The organism is Haladaptatus sp. R4 (assembly GCF_001625445.1).
Lineage (GTDB): Archaea > Halobacteriota > Halobacteria > Halobacteriales > Haladaptataceae > Haladaptatus.
Window position 1 is genome coordinate 77,449 of record NZ_LWHG01000033.1, and the last position, 24,430, is coordinate 101,878.

General features: G+C 47.9%; 16 protein-coding genes. 6 read left to right on the top strand and 10 right to left on the bottom strand.

From position 1 onward, the window contains the following. Positions 1–23: 23 nt before the first annotated feature. Positions 24–206: a hypothetical protein gene (locus A4G99_RS25515; protein WP_150123221.1), complete on the bottom strand. Its 183-nt coding sequence runs from the start codon at positions 204–206 to the stop codon at positions 24–26. Between the two features lie 38 nt (positions 207–244). Between A4G99_RS25515 and A4G99_RS23020 the strand changes: the two genes are divergently transcribed. The 4 genes from A4G99_RS23020 to A4G99_RS26310 all read left to right on the top strand — a co-directional run bounded on the left by A4G99_RS23020 (position 245) and on the right by A4G99_RS26310 (position 8,271). Then, entirely contained in the window at positions 245–2,386 is a 2,142-nt protein-coding gene (locus tag A4G99_RS23020) for an alpha-L-arabinofuranosidase C-terminal domain-containing protein (RefSeq protein ID WP_066148621.1), read from the top strand. Positions 2,387–3,255: 869 nt separating this feature from the next. Beyond that, the gene (locus A4G99_RS23025) at positions 3,256–5,925 is read left to right on the top strand and encodes a glycoside hydrolase family 2 (protein WP_066148623.1); all 2,670 of its coding nucleotides are present in this window, start codon (positions 3,256–3,258) and stop codon (positions 5,923–5,925) included. A 480-nt stretch (positions 5,926–6,405) separates the two neighbouring features. Next, positions 6,406–7,674: an AAA family ATPase gene (locus A4G99_RS24850; RefSeq protein ID WP_082838045.1), complete on the top strand. Its 1,269-nt coding sequence runs from the start codon at positions 6,406–6,408 to the stop codon at positions 7,672–7,674. A 438-nt stretch (positions 7,675–8,112) separates the two neighbouring features. Further along, positions 8,113–8,271 carry a hypothetical protein gene (locus A4G99_RS26310; RefSeq protein ID WP_190303860.1) on the top strand — a complete coding sequence of 53 codons (159 nt, stop codon included), beginning with the start codon at positions 8,113–8,115 and terminating at the stop codon, positions 8,269–8,271. 812 nt (positions 8,272–9,083) lie between these two features. Here the strand turns inward: A4G99_RS26310 and A4G99_RS23035 are convergent. Continuing rightward, positions 9,084–10,025: a dihydrodipicolinate synthase family protein gene (locus tag A4G99_RS23035; RefSeq protein WP_066148625.1), complete on the bottom strand. Its 942-nt coding sequence runs from the start codon at positions 10,023–10,025 to the stop codon at positions 9,084–9,086. A gap of 431 nt (positions 10,026–10,456) precedes the next feature. Next, the gene (locus A4G99_RS23040) at positions 10,457–11,530 is read right to left on the bottom strand and encodes a Gfo/Idh/MocA family protein (RefSeq protein WP_066148784.1); all 1,074 of its coding nucleotides are present in this window, start codon (positions 11,528–11,530) and stop codon (positions 10,457–10,459) included. A gap of 242 nt (positions 11,531–11,772) precedes the next feature. Between A4G99_RS23040 and A4G99_RS23045 the strand changes: the two genes are divergently transcribed. Next, complete coding sequence (locus A4G99_RS23045) at positions 11,773–12,522, top strand: sugar phosphate isomerase/epimerase (RefSeq protein ID WP_066148627.1); 750 nt, start codon at positions 11,773–11,775, stop codon at positions 12,520–12,522. 207 nt (positions 12,523–12,729) lie between these two features. On the opposite strand, the gene A4G99_RS23050 is transcribed toward A4G99_RS23045, so the two are convergent. Further along, positions 12,730–13,605 (bottom strand): sugar phosphate isomerase/epimerase, encoded by an 876-nt coding sequence (locus A4G99_RS23050; protein ID WP_066148629.1) that lies wholly within the window; start codon positions 13,603–13,605, stop codon positions 12,730–12,732. Between the two features lie 100 nt (positions 13,606–13,705). On the opposite strand from A4G99_RS23050, the gene A4G99_RS23055 reads away from it, so the two are divergent. Further along, positions 13,706–14,785, top strand: a complete 1,080-nt coding sequence (locus A4G99_RS23055; protein WP_066148631.1) for a Gfo/Idh/MocA family protein — start codon at positions 13,706–13,708, stop codon at positions 14,783–14,785. A 40-nt stretch (positions 14,786–14,825) separates the two neighbouring features. Here the strand turns inward: A4G99_RS23055 and A4G99_RS23060 are convergent, their stop codons facing one another. The 6 genes from A4G99_RS23060 to A4G99_RS23085 all read right to left on the bottom strand — a co-directional run bounded on the left by A4G99_RS23060 (position 14,826) and on the right by A4G99_RS23085 (position 24,390). Further along, positions 14,826–17,042, bottom strand: a complete 2,217-nt coding sequence (locus A4G99_RS23060; protein WP_066148632.1) for an ABC transporter ATP-binding protein — start codon at positions 17,040–17,042, stop codon at positions 14,826–14,828. Between the two features lie 178 nt (positions 17,043–17,220). Continuing rightward, positions 17,221–18,285 (bottom strand): ABC transporter permease, encoded by a 1,065-nt coding sequence (locus tag A4G99_RS23065; protein WP_223302178.1) that lies wholly within the window; start codon positions 18,283–18,285, stop codon positions 17,221–17,223. Next, a complete protein-coding gene (locus A4G99_RS23070) occupies positions 18,272–19,282 on the bottom strand; it encodes an ABC transporter permease (protein ID WP_066148634.1) in 1,011 nt (336 codons plus the stop codon). Before A4G99_RS23070 ends, A4G99_RS23065 begins: the two co-directional genes overlap by 14 nt. 153 nt (positions 19,283–19,435) lie before the next feature. Next, positions 19,436–21,121, bottom strand: a complete 1,686-nt coding sequence (locus A4G99_RS23075) for an ABC transporter substrate-binding protein (RefSeq protein ID WP_066148635.1) — start codon at positions 21,119–21,121, stop codon at positions 19,436–19,438. Positions 21,122–21,765: 644 nt separating this feature from the next. Next, entirely contained in the window at positions 21,766–22,053 is a 288-nt protein-coding gene (locus A4G99_RS23080; RefSeq protein WP_066148636.1) for a hypothetical protein, read from the bottom strand. Positions 22,054–23,244: 1,191 nt separating this feature from the next. After that, the gene (locus A4G99_RS23085) at positions 23,245–24,390 is read right to left on the bottom strand and encodes a mandelate racemase/muconate lactonizing enzyme family protein (RefSeq protein WP_066148637.1); all 1,146 of its coding nucleotides are present in this window, start codon (positions 24,388–24,390) and stop codon (positions 23,245–23,247) included. Positions 24,391–24,430: the final 40 nt, after the last annotated feature.

Here is a 24,430-nt window from a genome sequence, read left to right on the forward strand (position 1 = left end):
GCACAGTCTACAGCTCGATGAGATCATGCAGAAGCCATCATCGGTATTATTTCTGGAAATATCTCTCGTTTGAGTGCCTTCCAGAGCGGCTCAATTGCATTCAATGTCTGCCTTCCACCGGAATGGGTAACCTCGACTGTAAAGCTGTCGTAGCCACTGATGTGGCTCTCGATATTTCTCAGACATCCCTCGACGTCGGATGACACAAGGAAACATATTTCACAGCCGGAGCTGAGTTATTTGTATGATCGATAGCGATCTGTTAGTTCACACTGAAATTGACGACCCATCAATAGCACACATCAACGTTGACGTGAATCAACGCGCCGAGTTTGATGTTGAGCCAAAACTTTTTGCGAAATTCTGTGAACATTTAGGGAACAACATCTACCAAGGAAAAGAGGCACAAATTCTGTTTAATCCGACCTTCGGTGAGTGGCATTTCCGTGGTGTTACACGCCGACCAAGCGGCGGTTTCGTTAGTGAGAGTGATCGTGATCGTATTAAGGAGCGGATTCAAAATCACGGTCATCCTCTAGCGTATCCTCCAGAGACAGACCCAGACGCACTTTTCAAGGCTTACGAAAGCGCTCTCGCCTTTGGTTGGCAACCATCGGGTGACGTATTGACGAGTCCTGACACTGGTCCGGACGGGACGCGTGCCCAGCGAATCCAAGTTAATGAGGCAGGTGGTGGAGTATTCCAGGAAACACATCTCCCCTTGCATCGAGTTACAGATTACGAGTTTAGAACGCAGCTTAGAGCCACCCAACCGACAACAGTGAGAGTTAACGTTGGGACCAACGGTGCTGTCTATGATGAGACAGCCCTCACTGTCGGAAAAGAGTGGAAGACGCTGGAGGGATCGCTTAGTTTACCAGCTGATGTCGAATCCGAGGATGTCTTTGAAGTGACAATAACTGCCGATGAGGAAACCGATATTGTCATCGAACGGCTGTTACTGTATCCTAATGACCATGTTGACCACGCTGACCCAGAAGTTGTTGAGTATCTACGTGAATCCGATCTTCCTCTGCTTCGTTGGCCAGGTGGTAACTTCGTTTCGGGCTATGATTGGCACGATGGGGTTGGCCCTGTTGATAGTCGACCTGAGCGAATCAATCCAGCATGGGACGGGTTGGAACCAAACCTGTTTGGGACTGCCGAATTCGTTACATTCTGTAAAAATGTCGGCTGTGAACCGTCGATTTGTGTTAATGCAGGAGATGGTACCCCTGCTGAAGCAGCAGCCTGGGTCGAATACTGTAATGGCGACTCTGAGGAAACGGAGATGGGCGCGCTCCGGGCCAAGCATGGTCATCCTGAACCATTTGATATCAAGTATTGGGAGATCGGAAACGAGCTCTGGGGCGAGTGGCAAGTTCACTGGACGACACCAAAGGGAAACTCCGACCGCTACCAACAGTTCCGTGAAGCAATGCATGAAGTCGATCCCGAAATCCGCCTCACCGCTTGTGGCGTCGTTGCAAACGAGGATCGTCCGTGGAATCAGGTACTCTTGGACGAGTGTGGAGAGGATGTCTGTGGCATCTCCTCGCACCCACTTGCAGGAGGGCAAGTCAATGAAAGGACTGACCCAGACGAGCTTTACCATGCATTCATGGGCTACGCTAACCAGCTCAGTGAACAGTACGCTGACTTAGAGAATCGAATGCACAAGGCAGGCGTGGAAAAGCCAAAGCTGCACGTAACGGAGCTCCAGTTATTCGCTACTTTTAATGCCGGGGCAGAAGGCGCTGGCCGAGAAATCGAAGGTGCAGCCGACACCAATGAAAACAAGTTGCTTACCCCCCAAACGATGCCAACACCGAAGACCATCAGTGAGGCAATCTACGACGCCTGTATTCGCCACAGCCTGATTCGACTTGGGGGTTTTGCTGAAATCCTCACTCACTCAGCCACAGTAAATCACGGGGGAGGTCTTCAGAAGAAAGACGAGCGTGTCTGGGCAGATCCTTGCTACTACGGGCGAACAATCGGGGGAGTGCAAGCTGATACGAGACCGGTCACCATTGAGCTCGAATGTGACTCAATTACTACTGAAACCACCTTCCGCGAGATTGACCCCATAGATGTACCGTCGATTGACGCGATGGCGACCATTGACGATGATAAACTCTACATCATCGTCGTCAACAGAGCCAGTCGAGATGAGCCAATATCTATCGATTTCGAACTTGATGGGTTTGAACCAAGAGAAAAATCAACGCTCACAATGCTTGTGGGCGAAACGATGTACGATGAGAATACTCTCAATGAACCGGAGCAAGTAACACCGGATGTCAAGACTATTACCACCGAAGACGGTGTAACACTCGAGCTACCCTCGTATTCAATGGTGCGCATCGACTTCGATCGAACGTAGTATCGATCTATTTTGCTGGTTTACCGATAATTTTAGCCTTCATTACTCAACGATGCATGGATGGAAATGATTGACATTATAGTAGAGTCAATCGTCTACGACGGTTCAACGTTTGACCACGTAGACGATCTATCCCTTTACACCCGGCGACCTCAGACAACGTGACATTTCCTCCGATGGTGAATAGACTCGTCTCTCCAGTGCCTCTAACCAGGTTATCGTGAGATGATATTAGTCAACAAGACTTACGCTGCTGTATCAATTGAAACTGATAGCAAAATTGTTTTCTGGACATGTGCGTATCGTAAGATCGATCTCTTAGGGGTACCAGACCATCCACATAATTGGCAAAGCGTGACTCTTGGAAAACCATCCGCGATAATCAGATTGTTTCCTCAAGAGAAATAGAGCTCTAAGAATGTGAATAAATTTTATGCACTAAACGGGCTTTAGAGGCATTTTTGAAAGCGATACCGGATGGCAAATAGAGGACAATACTAGCATCGTTAGCAGCGCAATCTAGAATAACAAGATTAGTATTGTTATAGTGGTTTATAATTGTGAAGTATTTGGGTTGAATTTTACTCTGGAATATACATTCTGCTTGAACTTGTTTCTTCAAGAGAAACAAATGAAAGCTTTGTTCATAACCGAGAAATGGAAGGGGGATCGACCTACCCCACAATCCGACAACTGTCTTCTCAATTGCCGTAAGGTCTCTTCAGCGAGTTGGACTAACCGAACTCAACATGATGGGTATTGCTAGGAACGTTACAACGAATACCGCGCAAAACGGATTTTCACAGATGATGTATCAGATAAGTGAACACCGATACAGTTTTGTATAAGTACGGGAATCATCTTTATAGATGAGTTTGCTCAATACGCAGACGCGAGAGAGGACCCTACTTGACGGCGAGTGGGTTTTCCTCATCGATAGAGAAGATAATGGTACACAACAAGGTTATCAAGAGATAGATAACAATTGGCCGAACGAAGAAACCCAAAAAGTTACCGTCCCTCATTCTTGGCAGGGTTCTGATGCCTATCAAGACTATACGGGGACTGCTTGGTACCGAACTACAGTAGACTATCCCAATAATGACGGGCGGATATTCCTCCAATTTAATGCTGTCGACTACGAGGCAACGATTTATGTCAATGGAATTGATGTTGGTTCACACCGCGGTGGCTATCTACCGTTCGAGTTGGAAGTGACTGACGCTATCAGTTCTGGAGAGAACACAATCGTTGTAAAAGTAAACGACCAAGAGGATATTACCGAGATACCACATGGAAAACAGGGTACGCCCTGGTATACCCGCGTAAGCGGTATTTGGCAGTCTGTTGCACTCGAGAGGCGTCCTGAGACATTCATTTCGGACATGAAGATAACGCCGAATTTGGAAAACGACTCGGCTACGTTCGATATTGAAATTAATGAGAATTCTAACGCAGAGGTAAAGATTCAGGTAACACAGGGAAATGAAGCCGTCGCAGAGAGTACTTGTGATCTTTCCAGCGGGAGCGGATCCTATACAGTCAACCTTCCCGACCCAGAGTATTGGACACCCGAAAATCCAGTAATCTATGACGTGAGTGTCTCACTTTATATTGCTGGATTATCGGTCGACGAATACTGTGACTACTTTGGAATGCGTAGTATCAGCCATGATGGTGACCAACTATATTTAAACGAAGAACCCCTGTACATCCGTGGCGCACTCGACCAAGCCTATTATCCAGATACTCACTATCGACCTCTCGAGGAGGATATATTCGAATCCGAAATTCGGATGGCAAAAGAGATGGGGTTTAACCTGCTTCGCAAGCATATCAAACCAGCTCACCCCGACTTTATCGAGGCTGCTGATCGCCAGGGTATTCTTGTTTGGGAAGAGCCAGCAAACCCTACTGTCTACACTGAGCGTTCTAAGCGTGAAGTGAGAGAACAACTTGAGGAGTTAGTCGACCGGGACTACAACAGCCCTAGCGTTATCATCTGGAGTATCTACAATGAGGAATGGGGGATCGGTCTCGATCAAATAGATCATTCCGATCATTCTAGCAGGTTATGGAATAGCGAGGAGAAACAGACCTATCTTACCGATCTCTTTTATGATATCAAAGATCTGGACCCAACACGATTGGTCTGCGATAATAGTGGTTGGGCGCATGTCGCAACAGATCTAAATGACTACCACGAATACTATGTGAGCCCTGATAGGGCAGTGGAATGGGGTGAAAGTCTTGATGAAATTGCGCAAAATCCAGGCGACAACTTCGCAACCGAGAATATCTCGGCCGACGAGGCACCGATGCTCATCTCGGAGTTCGGTACGTGGGGGCTTTGTGATATCGAGAGATTGCGAGATCACTATGAAGGGGACCCACCTTGGTTTTCTCATGAGTTTCTTGATGACCCACTCAAACGAGGTGAAGGGCTCGACAAACGTTACGAGAGTACCTTACTTCCCGATGTATTCAACGGGTACGATGAGCTAGCGTCGGTCTGGCAACAGCGTCAGTGGGACTCAATCAAAGATGTAATCGAGCAGATGCGGACACATGATCGGATTGTAGGATACTGCATCACGGAATTCAGTGATATTGAATGGGAATTCAACGGAATGCTCGACTACTTCCGTGAGCCGAAATCCTTCGTGGACGAACTCCCGAAGGTAAACGGTGAAGTGATTACATCCATCGATCCTGATTCACACGTTGTTGAGCCAGGGGAGACGATAACTGTTGATATCGACATTGTTAATGACTCAAACGAGCATCTTTCGGGGACGCTTAGATGGAATGCAGTTGGGGACAATGGAAGTCAATCAGTTGATATTGATTCCTTTGGTACGACCAAGGTCGCTGAGGAACTACAGATCGAGGTACCAGAGGATGTCTCGCCTAACCGACAAAAAATCTCGGTAACTGTTGAATTGGAAGATAAGATAGCGACCAATGAAGAACCACTCATCATTATCCCGCATGAAGAACCCGGAGACAGTATAGTTTACGCAGAGGGGGACTTAGCGAATCGACTAGTTGCAGGTGGTATTACAGTCGTTGAGAACGTCGTGGACGCCGACTTGGCTCTCATTCAATCACTGAATTCAGAAGTTGAGAGCTTCGTTAAAGAGGGTGGCACTGCAGTTGTACTCCCCAAAGAGGATGGTAGGATGGTCGACAATTCTATCTTTAAGTACCGGAGTCTTCCTGAGGGTGAAAGTTGGAATCTCGTTGCGGCACTTCCTTATCAAGACAGCGAGTTACTTGCAGACATTTCTCCGGACCACCGAATTGGATGGGAGTTTGAAGGCCTATTTCCGCATGATCTAGTGGAGGATATAAATCCCGAGACAGACACGATACAAGTCGGTCATATAGAAGGGTGGTTAGCTAACTGGGGTAGCCCACTCCTAGTCCGTGAGTTTGGTGATGGACGTATCTGTAGCTGCACGTTCCGTATTGCAAGTAACTACGGAGATCACCCCACAGCAACGTTACTGACAAACCGACTCCTTGATTCACTCTAAGACAGGTCAACCCGATTTTTGCAGTTTGATTTGCTAATTTTTTATTTAGGGCAGATGAGAGAGACTTGCTATTCTAGATCATCAACCGTATCGCTGAATATGCCTCAGATATGTATAACCACACCAGAGCAGCTCCACGATATATTATTGATTAGATGGGAGGGAGGGGGGCACGTCCAGTGTAACCATAAAACGGAATTGCGGATCAAGAGCTTGGCCCTGAAAAGACGGGGGGAGGAAAACATTTATATTATTGTGAAACAAACTACACCGTATTACAGTGAAGTAATAAGTTAGGTTGTAGAAATCATGAGTATAATAGACATCTCCCAGGATACCTCAGTCGTTACACTAGACACACCCCCCTCCCCCCGGGTGCCAAATTTAAATGGGACCCGTGATAAATATTTTACCCACTGCAGACAGAGGGGTCTTCACTAGACAGGAGGGTTTATCATGGTGGATTCTAACAGATTAATGATGAAGAGATTCGGGGAGACAGAAACAATTTTCCAGGATATGGATCGACTGAACCCGAATACACAGACATACAAACCCGAAAGTCTACCGGAGAGAGAATCTGAACTCAATCAGCTTCATTCAGCACTTCGACCAGCGACAATGGGCTCCACCCCACTCAATGTGTTTGTTTACGGTCCCACTGGCCAGGGAAAGACTGTGGGAATCTCGCTCAAAACTAATCAGCTTCAACAGTACGCCAATGGAAAAGACATGGATTTGACAGTTGTCACAGTCCGTTGTAAAGGGATGGACAAATCATATCATGTGATGACACATTTAGTAAAAAACATTCGTGAGAAGCGATTGGGGCCAGGTGAGGAGCTACCATCAGGATATCAACAGAAAACGTTGTTGTCGATGATTATCAGTGAATTGGAAGCAATTAGCGGAACTGTGATTGTTGTTCTTGACGAGATTGATGCAATTGGCCAAGATGACTATATCCTATATGAACTGCCACGTGCTGAACCAAAAGGTGTACGTCTATCAATCATTGGCATTACAAACGATCTTCAGTTCCGAGACAATCTTGATGCAGACGTTCGCTCGTCACTAGGAGAAGATGAAATCGAATTCGCTCCGTATAATGCTGATCAACTCAACAACATTCTCTCTCGGAGAGCTGCAGGAGCACTACGCAAGACTGAAGTCCAAGACATTAAGAATCCATTTGAGAGTCTTGATAGCCAAATTCTGGACTCTGACGTTGTTCCACTTGCATCAGCGTATGCCGCACAAGAGTCAGGAGATGCACGCGAAGCAATTAAACTAATGTTCCGTGCATGTCGCTTTGCGGACGATAACGGAGAGCCAGTTGTTCGTGAGGAACACGTTCGACAAGCACATGAATATCTCGAGCGGGCTGCTGTCGAGCGGGGGATTAAGTCACTTCCTACGCAGCGTGCTACGGCGCTTCTCACAGTCGTTCAGGCAGAGATTTCCGGAAACACCCCAGCGGAGACAAATTACTTATATTCAGTATACAATAAATTTTGTATAAAATCTGATATAAATAATCTTTCGGAGCGGCGGTTCAGAGATAAGTTAAATGATCTCGTAGATGCTAGTATACTTGCCCGAAAGAGGAAAGGAAGAGGAAGGGGACTTGGGATGACAAATCTCTATACGCTTGAAGTACAAGTTGAAACGGTACTAGAGAACCTCGAGGGTGACTCTCGACTTTCGGATCTAATTCCTAATATTATTCACCATAGACACAGGCAATGAGCGGACAAGCAACGGATATTTCTTGAACTCTTTGAAAACAACACGCAAGCGCTGCTGTCTCTACCCTAAGGTTTTCTTCAACTCGAACTCGCAGTTTCCACTCAATATATTTTCCAGAAATCAAGACTAGAATGTAGCACAAAATAAACTATTAAATAGAAGTTCAGATACAATATCTTCTCTATTAAAGAGATTTTGCACAGAATATCTTTGAATTATATTGATAGGGAAAAGATATACTTCGTGTGCTATTGGAATAGAAGGTGTGTGTTCTTATTCATGCAACGATGTTTTTTGGTTGAGGTGGTTCCGAGTAACTGTTGAGCCATTTTAATAGTCGAGGTCAGATGAGATCATTGAACGTTCCCCATTGACGAACAGGTTCATTACATCAATAGAATTGTAAAGCCATTTGTGTTAGTAAATCCGTGTTTTACTGTGAATATACTCGAGATAGCCGATCACATCCTCAGAAAAAGGTTCAAAGCGGAGATAGCCGGAGTAGAAATTGTGAGAGACATCATCAATATCAACCATACTAGCGGAGCATTGGAGAAATTCAAGAAAAATAATTGTTCCCAAGAGAGGAACAGATGATCGGCTAACTAGCCCTTGTTACATGCAATTCGAAATCCAACAACGAGCAGAGATGCGTTACCTCCTGCCTTTTTGCTCCTTGATACTTACGGAGACACCGTAGTATCTTCCAGTGTCAGCTGTAGAATGCATCCTATGTTCCCTATAGGGGAACAGTTTGTAACAGGAGAGTACGGGTTGATCGGGATGATAAACTAGGAGAAAGAAGATCATGAAGTTGGAAATGTATAGGAACAAAATCAAGCAAATTTTATCTGAGAAATACAGTCGAGTATCCTATCTTGGGAAAGCTAGAGTGGAAGTGGTTGAAACAGCCTTTAGAGGGCCCCCAACATCCACTTTACACGTTATTAATATGGTGGTCGGTTCTTGCTCATCAGATAATCACGGACTACAGTTTCAAGCAATAAGGTGAGGACAATTACGAATATCAAGAGCGATACGATGAACTGGAGACAATCTTGGAACGAAGATACAAACCGCGAACAAAGAGAACATTAGCGGACGTCGTTGTGTTTCGGTGACTATACAAATTGGAGAATCGATACTCGATGCAGTCAGCATCTCTGGTCATCGGGTCGATTTAATGACGACCGATTCCACAAAAAATTCATGAACCACGTCCTCCACGCAGCAAACGTCATTGAGATGGATACGAGAGATTCGTACTCACTTCGTTATTATTCCTGTATGGGAAGAAACATCAAATGGGAACCAGTGCATTCGCTATCGAGATTGTTCAGGGATACTGCCAGCAGAATGAAAATGTGAGAAATTGTCTATAGATGTTTCTCATCGACGCGGGTAGACTGTCATTCGACGATGAGGCGTTCGATGTCGTCCTCGAGTTGCCCGTACAACTCCTCAGCCTTCTGCTCGTCTGCAGGTGACAGCGGTTCGATCGGCTCACGGACATTCCCACCGTGTAATCCGGCGAGATCGAGTCCCTTTTTCACCGCTGAAACGCTGATCGCTCCGGCGATCATGTTGTTCTCTCCAGTCTCTTCGCGGAAGTTCTGGTAGGGCACACAGATGTTGCGGATGCGTCTTGCGCGCTCCCAGTCGCCCGCGGTAAGCGCCTCAAACAATTCGAGGCCAATCTCCGGGCGGAAGTTGCTGACGCCCGCCGAGAACCCTTCGATGCCTTCGTTCCAGAACGGCAGGGCAAACGGTTCGGCGAGACCGTTCACCCAAACGACATCGTCGGCACCCGCTTCGACACCCATGCCGAGTTTGACTGCGTCCTCGAGGGCGTACTTGATGCCGACCACACCATCGACGTTCGTTAGATCACGCAGGTATTCGACCGACGGTTCAAACCCTTTCACGTACGGAACCAAGGGAGCATCGGCGACGGCATCGAGTTTCTCATAATATCGGATGAGACCTCGTTCGTGAATGTACGAGTGGTCCGGAGGCATTATCATCATTGCGTCGACGCCGACACGATCGTAACTACGAATGGTGTCCTTTGCTTCCTCCGTACTCCCACCCACTCCGGCAAGAATACAGGCGTCCGATGGAAGAACATCAACACTTGACTGTGTCACTTTGATCTGTTCATCTTGGGAGAGAGAATGATATTCACTAATATTGGCGGACGCCAGAAACGTTCGAATACCGTTATCGTACAGACAACATGCATTTTCCTTGACTTTTTCGTAATCGACCTCGAGGTTATCGTCGAACGGTGTAAGGATTCCAGCGGCGACACCACGCAGGTGCTGGCGCACCTCATCGTTTGAAAGTGGCATACTCAAGAATCTAAGTGCGTCAGCATAAAATCTTCGCTTATAATAGTCAAATATCATATATGGGTGCATAGATCATCTGCTTGGGGAACAGAAGTCCATCTATTGACTCCTTCTACAATCAAGATTAGAAAAATTACAGATATTGTGCATACAACGATTGTGAATTGTGCACATCCATCTTATGAATATTAGCGGCCATGCATTCTCATTCTCCATTGTTCCGACCAGGATCGATACTCCTCAGGAAAACCAGATGGCTGCTCAAACGCGACGTCCTTTCATCATCGAAATCAAGAATGGGGAATCAGACATCGAAATCGTAGGCGTAAGTGCAGAGAGTACTAAATAGAAGACCTGAGTCGAACCGAACGACAAAGCGGAAAGCATTGCGTACTTCTGGTTACAAGGCACTGCTTGCCACTGGAACACCACTAATCGCGGTCCTCAGCGCGGACCTGCGGGCCCCCAACTAGGCCTTCACGGATGTCCACAGGGCTAACTGGTTCACCCCGCTCGGCCGCTGCATACGCGGCGAGAATGATATCAACCGGTTTACGGGCCTCGTGACCAGTGACTGCTGGGTCATGTCCTTCGTGTAGAGCGTTAACGAAATCTTGCACTACGGCCTCGTGACCCGTACCGAGTGGGGAAATATCACCGTTGGCGTCGTGATGTTCAGTCTCTGAATGGTAGAAGCTTTCCTCACCAGTGCCAACCTCAAAGTGTGATATCTCATCCTCTTTTATCGTGATCGAACCTTCAGTGCCGTTGACTTCTGTCCGAGTCAGACCGCCCTTGACAGCCGTTGTTCCCTCGATGGTTCCGAGTGTGCCGTTCACAAATCTAACTGCCATCGTGGCAGTGTCCTCGCAATCAAGTATCCGATCAACATTATCGACAGCCGCCCAGATCTCCTCAACGTCACCAACCAGCCAACAGAGACGGTCAATCATATGAATAGCCTGATTCATCAGCACCCCACCATCCATTTCGCGGGTGCCACGCCAGTCGCCAGAGTCGTAATATTCCTGTGAACGGAACCATTTGACGGCTGTATCACCAAGTACAAGATCACCAAAATCACCGTCATCAATCGCTTGCTTAGCTCGCCGAGCTGGAGGGTCGTAGCGTCGCTGGAACACACCCGCGAGCGTCACACCGGCATCGTCACAGGCCGTAATCATCTTATCCATTCGATCGGCAAATATATCGAGTGGTTTCTCGCAAAGAATATGCGCACCAGCCTCGGCAGCTTCGATGACAACCTGTGAATGCGTTCCGCTAGGTGTGCAAACGCTGATCGCGTCAATGTTTGCGTCTTTTATCATCTCTGTTGTATCTGTGTAGGCGACACAGTCGAATTCCTCAGCAAACGACTGAGCATTTTCAGGGACAACATCCGAGCATGCAACGAGTTCAACACCGTCAACATTCTGTACAGCCTGCCCATGTGTCTGCCCAATCCCGATACACCCGACAATCCCGTACCTGAGTAACTCGTCCATCAACTTAATCAACCTCCAGCCATCTACTTAACTTTGCGGTTGTCGGAATAATCAACGACGGACGGTATTACAACGCGTCACATTGCTGTATTGAATTCCTGCTCGATATCGAAGAATGTACTCTCGGATTAATTGCGAACATGGACAGTATAACATCTAAATAACTGAATTTTAGGCATCTAGAGATAGTGAATTATACCATTAACCCGAAGAATGAAATATCTGCTCACAGTATTGGATCCATGGTTCGAACAGCAATCAATGTCTATAGTGTCCGTGATCTCGACGAGTCGGTTCCGGAGGTACTCGAACGGGTCGCGAACGCGGGCTACGACGGTGTTCAGTTCTCGGGGCGACATACTCCATTCGAGGGAGATCTAGAGGAAATACAAGAGACACTCGCAGAAACAGGTCTCGACGTGACTGCAGCGCATATTGGTGCCGACCTGCTTGAACAAGATCTTGATAACGTCGTCGATACCTACGAAACCGTCGGCGTCTCTGAAGCCGTCGTTCCGTACCTCCCACCGAAGGAGTTTAGCTCGGTCGAGAGAACCAAAGCGACTGCGGAGAGACTCGAAGCTCTTGCCACTGAACTCGACGTGTATGGTTGGGAACTCCACTACCACAATCACGAACACGAGTTTGTCGACTTAGATGGGAGGAAGTCGTTCGAGATTTTCCTCGGAGCGACGGACATCGGTATCGAACCAGATGTGGGGTGGGTCCTCGCCAGTGGCCACGATCCTGTAAAATTGCTCAAGCGCCTCGACAATCGAGCCCCTTTCGTTCATTTCAAGGATGTTAGGCTCGATCCAGAAGCGAATCGCGGTGGTCACCCGGTCGAAATAGGTGCCGGGGATGTAGATATGGCAGCATGCGCGGAAGCTGCCCGCAACGCAGGAGCCGATTGGTTTATCTATGAACATGATAACCCAGACGACCCAAAAGCATCGATCGAACATGGTGCGGAATTTCTTTCCACATTATAACGGGAACAATTGCGGCCAAACGGCCAAAACTACATTATCCACATTGTGGATGTTATAGATTGTCACGAGACCGAACCGAGTAAACTCGAATGTGGAAACAGTATTGTTACGCTTCAAACAACAGCTATGACGGATTACGTCGGCTGCGAGTTCTCTACAATCTGAATCCGAGTCCCGGACACGTTCGGTCACTTCTCTCAGACGATTCTACTCGTAGTTCACACTCGCGTTGTCGAGGACACCGCGGAATGCATCCACCGCCGTTTCGAAGCCTTCAGGACCGCTCAATCCTGTGCTTCGTCCAGCAAAGGATAGGTGTGGTTCGAGCGACGCAAAGCCGCTATAGCCGCGTTGTTCAAGTACGCGCACGAGTTGATCGAACCCACCATCACCGAGGCCAGCTGGTCGGATCTCTCCCCGTTCACCCATCTCAGCATCTTTTACGTGAAGATACTCGACGTACTCGGCCAGCAGTGCGAACGCATACGGGTACGCCTCAACACCGATTTCGACAAAGTTCGCTGGATCGAATGCAGCGCGGAGGTTCGGAGAGTCAATTGTCGTGAGAACGTCTCGACACCGTTCGGCAGTATCACCGTAGATATCCTTCTCATTTTCGTGAATGAGAACCACATCTTCTTCCTCTGCGCGCTCTGCTTTCCAACGCATTCGATTCAGAACGGTCGTTCTGTACTCGGTAGGGTCTCCTTCTTCAGGGATGTAGTATGAGAAGATACGGATGTATTCAGTGTCGAAAAAGTTCGCGACCTCGATAGCTCGTTCGAAGCGTTCCTTGTGGGGTTCGAAATCATCGGTCACATCTATTTTTCCTATCGGCGATCCGATCGACGAGACACTGATACCGCGTTCGTTGATGGCATTTCGGATACGTTCGAGGTCGTCATCACTGAGGTCCAGAACGTTTGTTTTATCGACACCTCTGAGATCGAAGTAGTTAATGTCGAGTTCCTCGAGTAAATCGAGCTGGACCTCTAAATCCGGATGGATTTCGTCGGCGAAGCCGGAGAGTGTGAAAGTCTTCGTGAGACTCGAAGGTTTGTCCTGTGTGTGGTCTTCTGACATAGTCGTCCTTCGTAAGGATGTTCCTGAGCATGTTAACAGTTTCGACGATGAGTGGACAACCGGTATTTTTTTGCGGTGACCGGCTAATATAGTTTCGTCAATGACGGAAAGCTACAGTATCGCTATCGCCGGCATCGGAGCGGTAGCGGAGATGCACGCAGAGTCAATCACCGACCTACCTAACGCCACACTTGTCGCCGGCTCGTGTCGGACCGACGACAAAGGAAAGGCGTTCGCGGACGAATACAAATGTACACATTTTACGAACACGGAGACGATGTTGGACGAAATAGACCTCGATGTGCTCATCGTCTGTACGCCAAGCGGTGCGCATCGGGAACCAACGCTCGCCGCCGCTGAGCGAGGTATTCACGTGTTGTGTGAGAAACCACTTGAGATTACGAGCAATCGCATTGACGAGATGATCTCGGCCTGCGAGGCTGCGGGCGTTCGACTTGGGGGCGTCTTCCCGCAACGATACAATCCTGTAATCGAAACAGTACAGACTGCGGCTGCCGAGGAACGATTTGGCAGACTCGCCGTTGCGAACGCGTACGTACCATGGTGGCGCGACGACGCCTACTACGAAGGATCGTGGCAGGGGACCGAAGCACTAGACGGAGGCGGTGCCGTAATGAACCAATCCATTCATACCGTTGACGCCATGCAGTGGTTAGCTGGTTCAGGAATGGACATCGCAGCATCCGAGAATCCGGTCGTAGAAGTGACAGCGTACGTGGACACTCTTGCACATGAAAACGACCTCATTGAGGTAGAGGATACCGCAGTCGCCATCCTTCGGTTCCGAAACGGAGCAATCGGTCAGTTGCTTGGTGCGACGTCTATGTATCCGGGGTCGCTCAAGCGAATCCAACTCGGAGGGCGTAACGGGACCGCGGAAGTTCTCGAAGACGAACTCGTGACGTGGCAGTTCCGTGAAGAGCATCAACGGGACGCTGAGATTCGAGAGACCTTCACTGAAACAACGAGCGGAGGCGGAGCTGCTGACCCTATGTCCATCAACTACGAGTATCACCGCCGAAATATCGAAGCATTCCTCGACTCCGTAGAATCCGACGAACCGTTCATGCTCGATGGGGTAGAAGCGCGCAAAGCCGTCGAGATTATCGAGGCGATTTACGAATCTGCCGACCGTGGTGAACCAGTCAGACTGGAGTGATTGCAGCTATTTTGTGGGAATCCCTGCGAATGGAATTACGTCAGTCGTCAGCTTCTACTGGTTCCGAATCAGACACACTGTCGGTAATTTCGGGGCTTTCCCAGTAGTCGTGGTCTTCGATGGCACGGAAACAAGCCACCGTATGTCCATCATTCTCTGGAGAAGCGTGTTCCGGTGACTGATGTTTGCAAGCCTCACGTGCGACTGGACATCGTGTGTGGAATCGACAACCGGATGGAGGATTGACCGGGTCTGGAATATCGATGTTACGGATCGGCGATGCGTCGTCCTCCGCCACATCTGGGTCGATATCGGGAGTTGCCCACATCAGCGCTTTCGTGTATGGATGCATCGGATTTCGTAGCACCTTGTCGGCAGGACCGATTTCAACGATTTGACCCAGGTACATGATGCCGATACGTCCGTCGGAGTGTTCGGCGAGATACCGTGCGTTGGAGAGATTGTGGCTGATAAACACGAACGATGTGCTGAAGATATCCTGTAACTCGATCATGAGATCCATCATATCTACTCGCAGTGAGACGTCAAGAGCCGATACTGCTTCGTCGGCGAGGATAAGGTCGGGATTCATCAGTAGTGCTCGAACGAGTGCCACACGTTGTTTCTCACCACCGGACAGTTGATGCGGATAACGCATCGCGTAGTCGTCTGCTGGTTGGAGGCCAACACGTTCGAGCATCCCATAGATGTGTGAACGACGGTCTGCGACGTTGATTTCGGGATGACAAATTTTGATGGGGTTCAATAGAGACGACATCACGGTCTTGTTCGGGTTGAGCGAGCTTCCAGGGTCCTGATGGATGATCTGGAGAGACCGGCGAATCTCATCGAATGGAATGTCCACATCTCCCCGTCCATCACGTGCCGCCCAAACGTCCTGGCCGTGAAACGAAAGAGTGCCAGCTGTGGGGCGCTGCAGACCGATAGTTGTCTTACCCAGAGTTGTCTTTCCACACCCAGACTCACCCACGAGCGCGACGACATCGTTTTCGTACACGTCAAGAGCGACGCCATCAACTGCACGAACAGTGTCTGGTTCCTGGAAAAAGTTCCCGAAGAAACTATTCTCCTTCTCGAAATGGACCTCTACATCATCAAGGGAAACGAGCGGATCGTCAGTATCACGGCTGTGTATCCTTCCCGCTGATTGTTCGAGATCTCCTTTCGATTCGAGACTGAGGGGAATGTAGTCGTCCACTCTGTCGGCATAGAAGCATGCCGAGAAATGCTCTTCACCGTCAGTTTCGAAGAAATCTGGATCACTCGTTTCGCATTGATGGTCTGCCATGGGACAGCGTGGATGGTAGGAACATCCCGAGGGAATGTTTACCGGATCTGGACTCGACCCTTCTATCGGTTTCATCTCATCCAATGGAGCGTCGAGATTCGGTGTCGAATTGATCAGCGCTCGTGTATACGGATGCGAGGCGTTACGAACGATGTCGGAGGCAGTCCCTACTTCGACGAACTCAAAGCCGTATAGCACTGCAATTCTGTCTGCGATGTTCGCCACTAGTTCTAAATCGTGCGTGATGAACACGAGCGTTAGGTCGTACTTCTCTTTAAGTTCTTCGAGGAGGTTGATAATGGAGCGTTGCATCAAGAGATCCAGCGCTGCCGTCGGCTCATCCATTACAAGTACTTCGGGTTCAAGCACGAGCGAGAGCGCAATAAGTGCGCGTTGGCTCATCCCACCCGATAACTCATGGGGATATGAAGATAATACGCGGTCCGGGTCGAGGTGGAGGTCACTGAGGAGCTCCCGAGCTCGATCCATTCCAGCTTCGACATCGTAATTGTGGGCCTTCAAGGTCTCTTCGAAGTGTCCGCGAATACGTTTCGTCGGATTAAACGCACTCATTGCCCCTTGGAATACCATTGAGATATCCTCCCAACGTAGTTTCTTTGTCTCTCCCTTGGAAAGGGAAAGAATATCAATAGGATTGCGACCATCACCTGGAGTGTAGGTGATCTCTCCCGAAAGCTTACCTGGGTCGACGACCGCATCGAGAAGTGCAGATGCGAACATCGATTTTCCCGAACCACTTTCTCCAACTATTCCTAGAATCTCCTGGCGGCCGATATCAATGTCGACTGAATTGAGTACTCGTGACTGCCCTCGTTCCATATCGAACCGTACTGAGACGTCCCGAGCGCTGAGTATCGGATCAGATTGTTCTAAGGTCCCGACTGAATGCGAATCATCGTTGGACCGCGTATTAACACTCTCACTCATAGTTGATTCTCCGTGTGAAACTCCTCGCCATCGGTATTTTCTCGTGTTGCGGTACGGTCTAAGTGCATGTCATTACAGGTCATAGTGGTACTTTGAGCCATATTTTTCTTATTGATTTTTTGTGTTTAGTTCGTTCGTTTACGGTACAGATAGTTGGATTCATGCTAGGGTGGCGGTCTCAATGTATCTCCTCCGATTCCTCGTCCCCGCCAACAGTTTGAGAGTGACGAGCACGAATCCGCGGGTTAAAGACACGGTCCAATCCCTGCGAGAACAATACCAAACCGAATGTCAGTAAAATAATTGCAAGCATGGGTTCGATCAACCAATAAGCAGTATCGAGCGAGGAGAGTGCACCACCAGATGTGTATGCTAGATTCATCATTACCCCCCAGTTCAGATTCGAGAATGGTAGAACACCAAGGAAGTAAAGTCCGACAGAGCCGAAGATGACGTTCCGTGCGGATCGAACGAAATTGATACTGATGTAAGACATCAAATTCGGGAGGACGTCCTCCCGAATGATACGCGGCGACGACATTCCAATTACGCGGGATGCTTCAATGTACGACTCTTCACGAAGTGTGAGTACCTGTGAACGAATGTTCCGAGCGAGGCCTGCCCACGCATTGATAGTAAGAACTAGACCGACGACCCACGGATCCTTTGGTTGTAGAATGACCCCGATGACAATCACTAAGGGGAGACCAGGAATGGTCATCATGATGTCGGTAATGAGCATCAGGATACGATCTGTCCGGCCACCTTTGTATCCCGAAATCGTCCCAACAAGAACTGCGACTGCAGTTGCGAAGATAGCACCAGAGATGATCATTTCTATCATCGGAGGTGTCGCATGTATGATTTGCGCAAGGATTCCCTGCCCCGAATTATCTGTTCCGAGGGGGTAGGCAATGTTCTGAAACGGCTTGATGAGGGACGGGTGGGCATAGGTCTTCGGAGCCGGAATAAGGACAACTCCGACTGTCCCCATCAACACATAGAGCGAGATGATTATCAGCCCGAGACGTGTCCGAAAGTCACCGTACGCGATGCGGAGAGGTGCAATAACATGAGTATCGAAGAACTCGGAGTATCGTTCGGACCGAGTGACTGTCGTCTCTGAAGAGATCTCAAGTGGTGACTGAATGCTCTTACTACCGCCATCTGGAACAAGCTCACTTAGATCGTGAGTTGTCATATCGTTAGTGTGGTCGTGGTCGTCTGGGTTAGTAGGTTTCACTGTCACCACCTCCGACCCGTGGATCAATAAGACCATACGTTAGATCAGCGATATAAACCCCGATGACAACCGCGATTGTAATCACGAGAAATGCACCCATCATTAACGGATAATCCCGTGAGCTAATAGACTTAAATAGATAGTAACCAACACCGGGGTATTTGAAAATCTGCTCTAGGATGACTGAACCTCCAAAGAGGAACCCGATATTGATCAACAAGCCAGTATACATTGGCAGGATGGCGTTCCGACCAACATATTCGAGCGCTATAGACCGAGATGACAGTCCACGGAGCCGGGCGACGCGGAGATAGTCCGCGCCTAGTTCCTGGATACTGTTTCCGCGCATGTTGAGTGCCCACCCACCAAAACCAGTAATGACGAGTGACATAATTGGAAGTGTTGCATGCGAGAAGACACCGGCGATGAACGGCCAGTTCAGACCTGCATTAGTACCGTTCGCCATTCGACCACCTGTTGGGAGCCAGTGGAACTGATATCCCAAGAAATAGACGAGGACAAGAGCAAGGACGTAGTATGGTACTGAATTTAAGAATATTGAGATCACAGATCCCACGTAATCCAGTCTTGAGCCTTCGCCGTATGCCATTAATGCCCCGAGTGTAATTCCGATGGCGAACGAGAGAATGATAGAGACACTCATGATGAAGAGGGTCCAGGGGAGTGCATGAATGAGTATTTCGGAAACTGGTTTGTTGAACCAAATCGATTGACCCAGGTCTCCTTGGGCAAGAGACGTCATGTAACTAATGTACTGATCGAGAACTGGTTCTTTAGGGTTGACGTTTGTATACGTCGAAACCATCCGGTTTATGCGCACCATGTCGACGTTACTTCCCTGTTGTTGAATCAACTGAGCTTTGAGATAATCCATTGGCCCTCCTGGGAGCAATCGGATCATTCCAAAGGCGAGCGATGCTACAAGAAATATAGTCAGGATTGCTTGCGCAAACCGTTCTATATAACGAGATTGCATAATAACAAGGTGAATATCGACCCTATTGAAGCTTTCGCTGGATCTGGATTAAAAATAGCGGTATATAGATCGATCTAACGAGACCGTAAACTGGACTCCCTATCGTGCCTGCAACAGCACTGGGAGAACCATCAACTATTGAGGGACTATTGGTTACTTTTTTGCCTGAATGTCACCACTTCGCAACAGCATCGGGATTAAGTTATAGGACCCTTGATGCATCGCCGCGGAGTTCTTTGCTGGATACTTCCAGTCGTCAGTGGTGTAGAAGATCTGCCTCTTCTTCTCGACGATTGTGAGCTGCGGTAGTGTCTGATTGAATACCCACGCAATTTTCTTCGTTCTCGACTTGATCTCAGAGTCGTTCTGGGCTGTCTTGAGTGAGGAAAGTAGTTTTGCAGGCGTAACTGATTCCTTTTTGCTGTCGGGATCACCAAACTTGCTGGGAACCTTAAACTCGTCCGGAATGTTAATCGCCTCTGCAGTTGATCCCTCCCCGCCGACAAACTCTGGTCGCTCGGAATTGTAAGGGACCCGTGCACCCCAGTAGTTTTGCGCGGCGTCGAACTTCGAGTTTGGATAAATATCTCCCCAATACGCCGAGTCGCTCACGGTTTCAACCTTGGCGTTCATCCCGAAATCACTCAGAATACTTGCCGCAGCCTTATAGCCCGAGACGTGATTTGAGGTAGCACTACTAACGGATATCGTAAAACCAAGCGGGCTACCATCTTTCTTCCATGTACCACTATTTTTTGTGTAGCCAGCATTCTGCAGAACCTTCGCAGCTTTGTCTGTACTTTGTTCGTACCGCTCAAACTGATCAATCGAATCTCCGAGCACACTTTGGTTTGTTTTGGCGGTCACCCCAGTGATGTACTTTACTGGAGTACCGACCGGGCCATAGATAGTCTTGGAAACTTGTGGTCGCGGGAGCACGTAAGCAATTGCCTTACGAACGGCTGTTCTCCCGAGATGTTTGTGATCATGGTTGAGTGCGAGACAGGCGCCCCCGTAATCCGGGATCGTCTGCATTTTGACAGCCTTTGGGAGCGTCTTAAGGACAGATTCAGGCATGTATGTTTCGAGTGCGTCACATTCACCTCCCTTGATTGCTGCCCACTTCGCTTGGTTGCTCTGCTCGACGTTGACCTGCCAGTTCGAAAAGTTCGGCTTGTCTGCGAGTGGATAATCGTCGTGCCACTCAAGAAGGTAGCGCTGCTGGTTCTTATCTGAGATCTTCATTGGACCATTTCCAAGCGGGTCATTCGGTGTGTATTTGAGGAAGTTCTGAAGAGCGCTATCACCTCCGTTTTGGAGCTTTTTGAGCCATTTACCAAACCGACTTTTTGGTGCTTGAACGTATCGGGACTGGTTGAACAATTCAGCGTAAATGATTTTCGGACTGACTTTTTTGACTTTTGCTTTTACCGTGTGATCGTCGGTTGCTTCGACGCTGTTGAAGTAATCCCAGATCGGGTTCTCGAAGAACTTCTCAATCTGGAATTGCGTTATGAGGTCGTCGGCCGTTACTGGGTCGCCATTATGCCAAGTGTATCCGTCTCGAATCTTCAGCGTCAGCGTACTTCCATCAATTGACCAGTCAGAGACTATGTATCCCTTATATTTTCCCGTTTTGTGGTTATACTGGGCGAGTGGGTCGAAGATAAGATTTCGGATCTTATCATCCCAGTTCTTCGAGGCGTAAGGGTTGAACTGTGCGTTCGTCGGAATTGTCCACGTGAACGTATCGAACGTATCATCGTTCGACCCACCACCACTACTGTTACCCTTCGTATTATTCCCATCTCCCCCGGAACACCCAGCTAATGCAGCCATTCCTACACCAGCACAGCCTTGTAGAACTCTACGACGGGGAATGTTGTCAGATCTGTCTCTGCTATTGCCTTTGCTTAATGGCATGTAGTAACATTACTCACCCCCACCTACTTATCATTTCTGGATAATCGTGAAAATCAGAAAATTGAAAATTAGAGAAATAATAGAAGATATTTGTCGTTAGAATAGAGATCATAGATCAAATTAATAGACGTACACAGAGAAACGTGACTTTTCGCGAAAAGTATCCAGGTATACTCCAATGGAAATTTGGTCTCCTTGAGTTGTCTCACGGGTTGTAGCTAAGTCCTGCATGGATAGATAGAACTCTTAATGAGGGGCAGTCGCCGTCGCTGACGCAATAGAAAGCATCACCATGATGGTCCCATCATGGAGATACTACTCAACCAGATAGGTGAAGTCACGGCAGACTCCCACACATCTTGCAATCGCTTCACTTTCCACGCGTACCTGAGGTAGCAATGATCTTCCTCCCCATCCTAGATGGTGTGCTCTTCTTCTCCGAAGGGGATCGAATCCTGCCATATCTTGCTCTCACAGTTGATCGAGAAAAGTATTTGAACAGACCAGATAGGATATTAAACTGTCAAATCAAACATATGAGCGATCGTTTATCGTCTACATCACCCCCTCAGGTTACGTTTTTTGTGGCGTCGGCAGACGTAGATGAGGGGAGCCAAGAAGAGGATACCAAGGAAGTCGGCCACGATGGAAAGAAGTGCAACTACCCCACTCGGGTTAGTCAATGGAAGTATGAAAATAATAAATAGATTAAACAGTGCGAAGACGATCAGGATTGACAATCCAATCATCATAACCGGGAGATACGGAGAGACGAGATTCAGAAACCGTTCTTGCCACGAGATATTTCCCTTCGCTGTAGCTCTAGAGGAGTCATCAACGGTAACCATGTCGAACCTCCAGAGGGTAAATGGATTCGGCGTCTGTTCCGACGTGAACCCTAAATTTATCCGATTTCATCCTTGTCTTGTGATATTCATCTACATACAAGAAGATTGTGTTCGTCTCACACTCATTGTCTGGGCGACAAGTGATAATCGTATGTGATGGAGGAAATCACATCGATTTTCCTGGTTAACTGGATTACTTCTACACTCCCCTAATCGTGAATAGCAGTTATAACAGGTCATTCATAACCACTCATAAGATATTATAATTATTTTTAGTTTGGATTGATGGGGTTTTAATCGACCAGCACAAAACCAATTTGTTTCTCCACAAGAAACGAGTGCCTGGTCATATCCTCCGTTTGCTAGCGATTCCACCAGTAATCAACCGATATATTCGTGGCATTACATAGATAGGTTTGTAATAGCAAAAGATAATATTCGATCGGCATATACAGCAGTTTACATCGATATGATTGTAACGGTATAAGCTACACTGCATTACTAATTAGGTATCAGAAATCCACTGTGCTGGTTCCATCATTTAGTTGGTGACGGTTCTGCCGACAAACTATCGAGAGATCTGAGGAAAAGATCTGGTGAGAAAAGGTGAGATTTTTCCCAGCAAGAAACGAGTTTAGCAATAGATGCATTTTGAACCAATTTACAAAGGAGTAGATGGAGATATTCAAGTTCTAAGCGTAACCGCACGAAATCAATTTCAAGATCATTCGAAGCAGATTTCTTTGACCATTTCATTAGGCCATTATGACAGTAACACTTTTCTACTGACCGACATTCGGCTTGTGATTCGGCTTCCTCAACAGGGTTGGTCTATCCTGCTCGGCCAGTTGATACAGATAGACCGCAATATCAAGCTCTTCAGCAAGCAATGGAACGATCGCGCATGCCCGATGGGACCAGTCAATCGAGGAAGTTCCACAAGATGAAAAACAGTTCGTCATCTCTCAATACATCATAAAATATATTAGATGGCATATAAGTAATGGGAAGATAGCATTCATGTCTTATGCTTACAACGCTGTTAACGGATCAAATCCGACATTGATGCGCCAGATCCTACTACTTAGGATGCCGAAACTCCCCGAAGAATTATCAATCTGATTGTGGATTCTGAGAATTTATGAATCCATTTTATACAGCACACAACTATGAAATTAGCTGAGAAACGATTCAGTCAATCCGGTATTGGGCAAGAGCTTGCTCGTCGATTTCGATTCCAAGTCCAGGTCCATTAGGAACAGCGATTGTCCCACCGGTTGGGTCTATCGGATTAACGAGGAGATCGTCACGTAGCGGATTCTCACTACGATCAAACTCGAACAGGCGCACCTCTGGTGAGATGGTACTGGTGTGAGGATATGATGGGACCGTCGCGAGGAACTGTAACGCCGCAGCAGTTCCAACAGCACTGTTCCAAACGTGTGGCCGGACGGCGACATTTTCGGTTGTAGCTACGCGAGCAATGTAACGTGCCTCCGAGAATCCACCACAGCGCCCAAGATTTGGCTGGACAATATCAATTACATTTTCTCGGATTAAATTAGTAAACTCGAAGCGGCCAAAATGAGCCTCTCCAGCAGCTAACGGAATAGAAGTATTTTGATTAATTTCATGGTAGCCAGCTGTATTTTCCGGAGGGACTGGTTCTTCAACCCAGGTAATCCCATATTTTTCTATAGCATTGATCGACTTAATCGCTTGTTTCGGGGTATAGTTCCCATTGTAGTCAACCATAATGTGCGCCTCTTCACCGAAAGTCTCACGTGCAGTCTGCACACGATGCACATCGGCACTGATGCCACTCCCAAGCTTAATTTTGGCCGCTGTAAATCCCTCTTCATATGCACGATCAACAGATATTGCTGGATCTTGATCCCACTCTGTGAAGTACATCGTGGATGCATATGGTGTCACAATATTTTTTGATTCACCACCTAAGATGTCACACACTGGTTTTCTTAGCTCTTTCCCGAGCAAGTCCCACATTGCTACTTCAACGCCTGTCAGTGCTGCTTGAAAAATTCCTCCGCGCGCAAAGTGATAACCACCGAGATCACCAGAGTATGCTTCGTCAGCTAGACCGTCGGCATCCCACGGAGATCGCCCGACAAGCGTTTTAGCAAACAGTTCTTCAATGAGCGTTGCAACAGTTTGTGGCGGGGCGAAGGCTTCACCCCAACCGACTGTACCATCGTCTCCAGTCAGTTTTACCAGGGTAGCCGTTCTCTTGTTCGTGATTCCACGACTTCCTCCAAAGCCATTCCCAGTCCCCAAGTTATATTCAAGTGGTATCGCCTCGACTGACTGGATTTCCATATCTCATGAGCACTTGGTAAGATAATTAATCTTTTGGGAT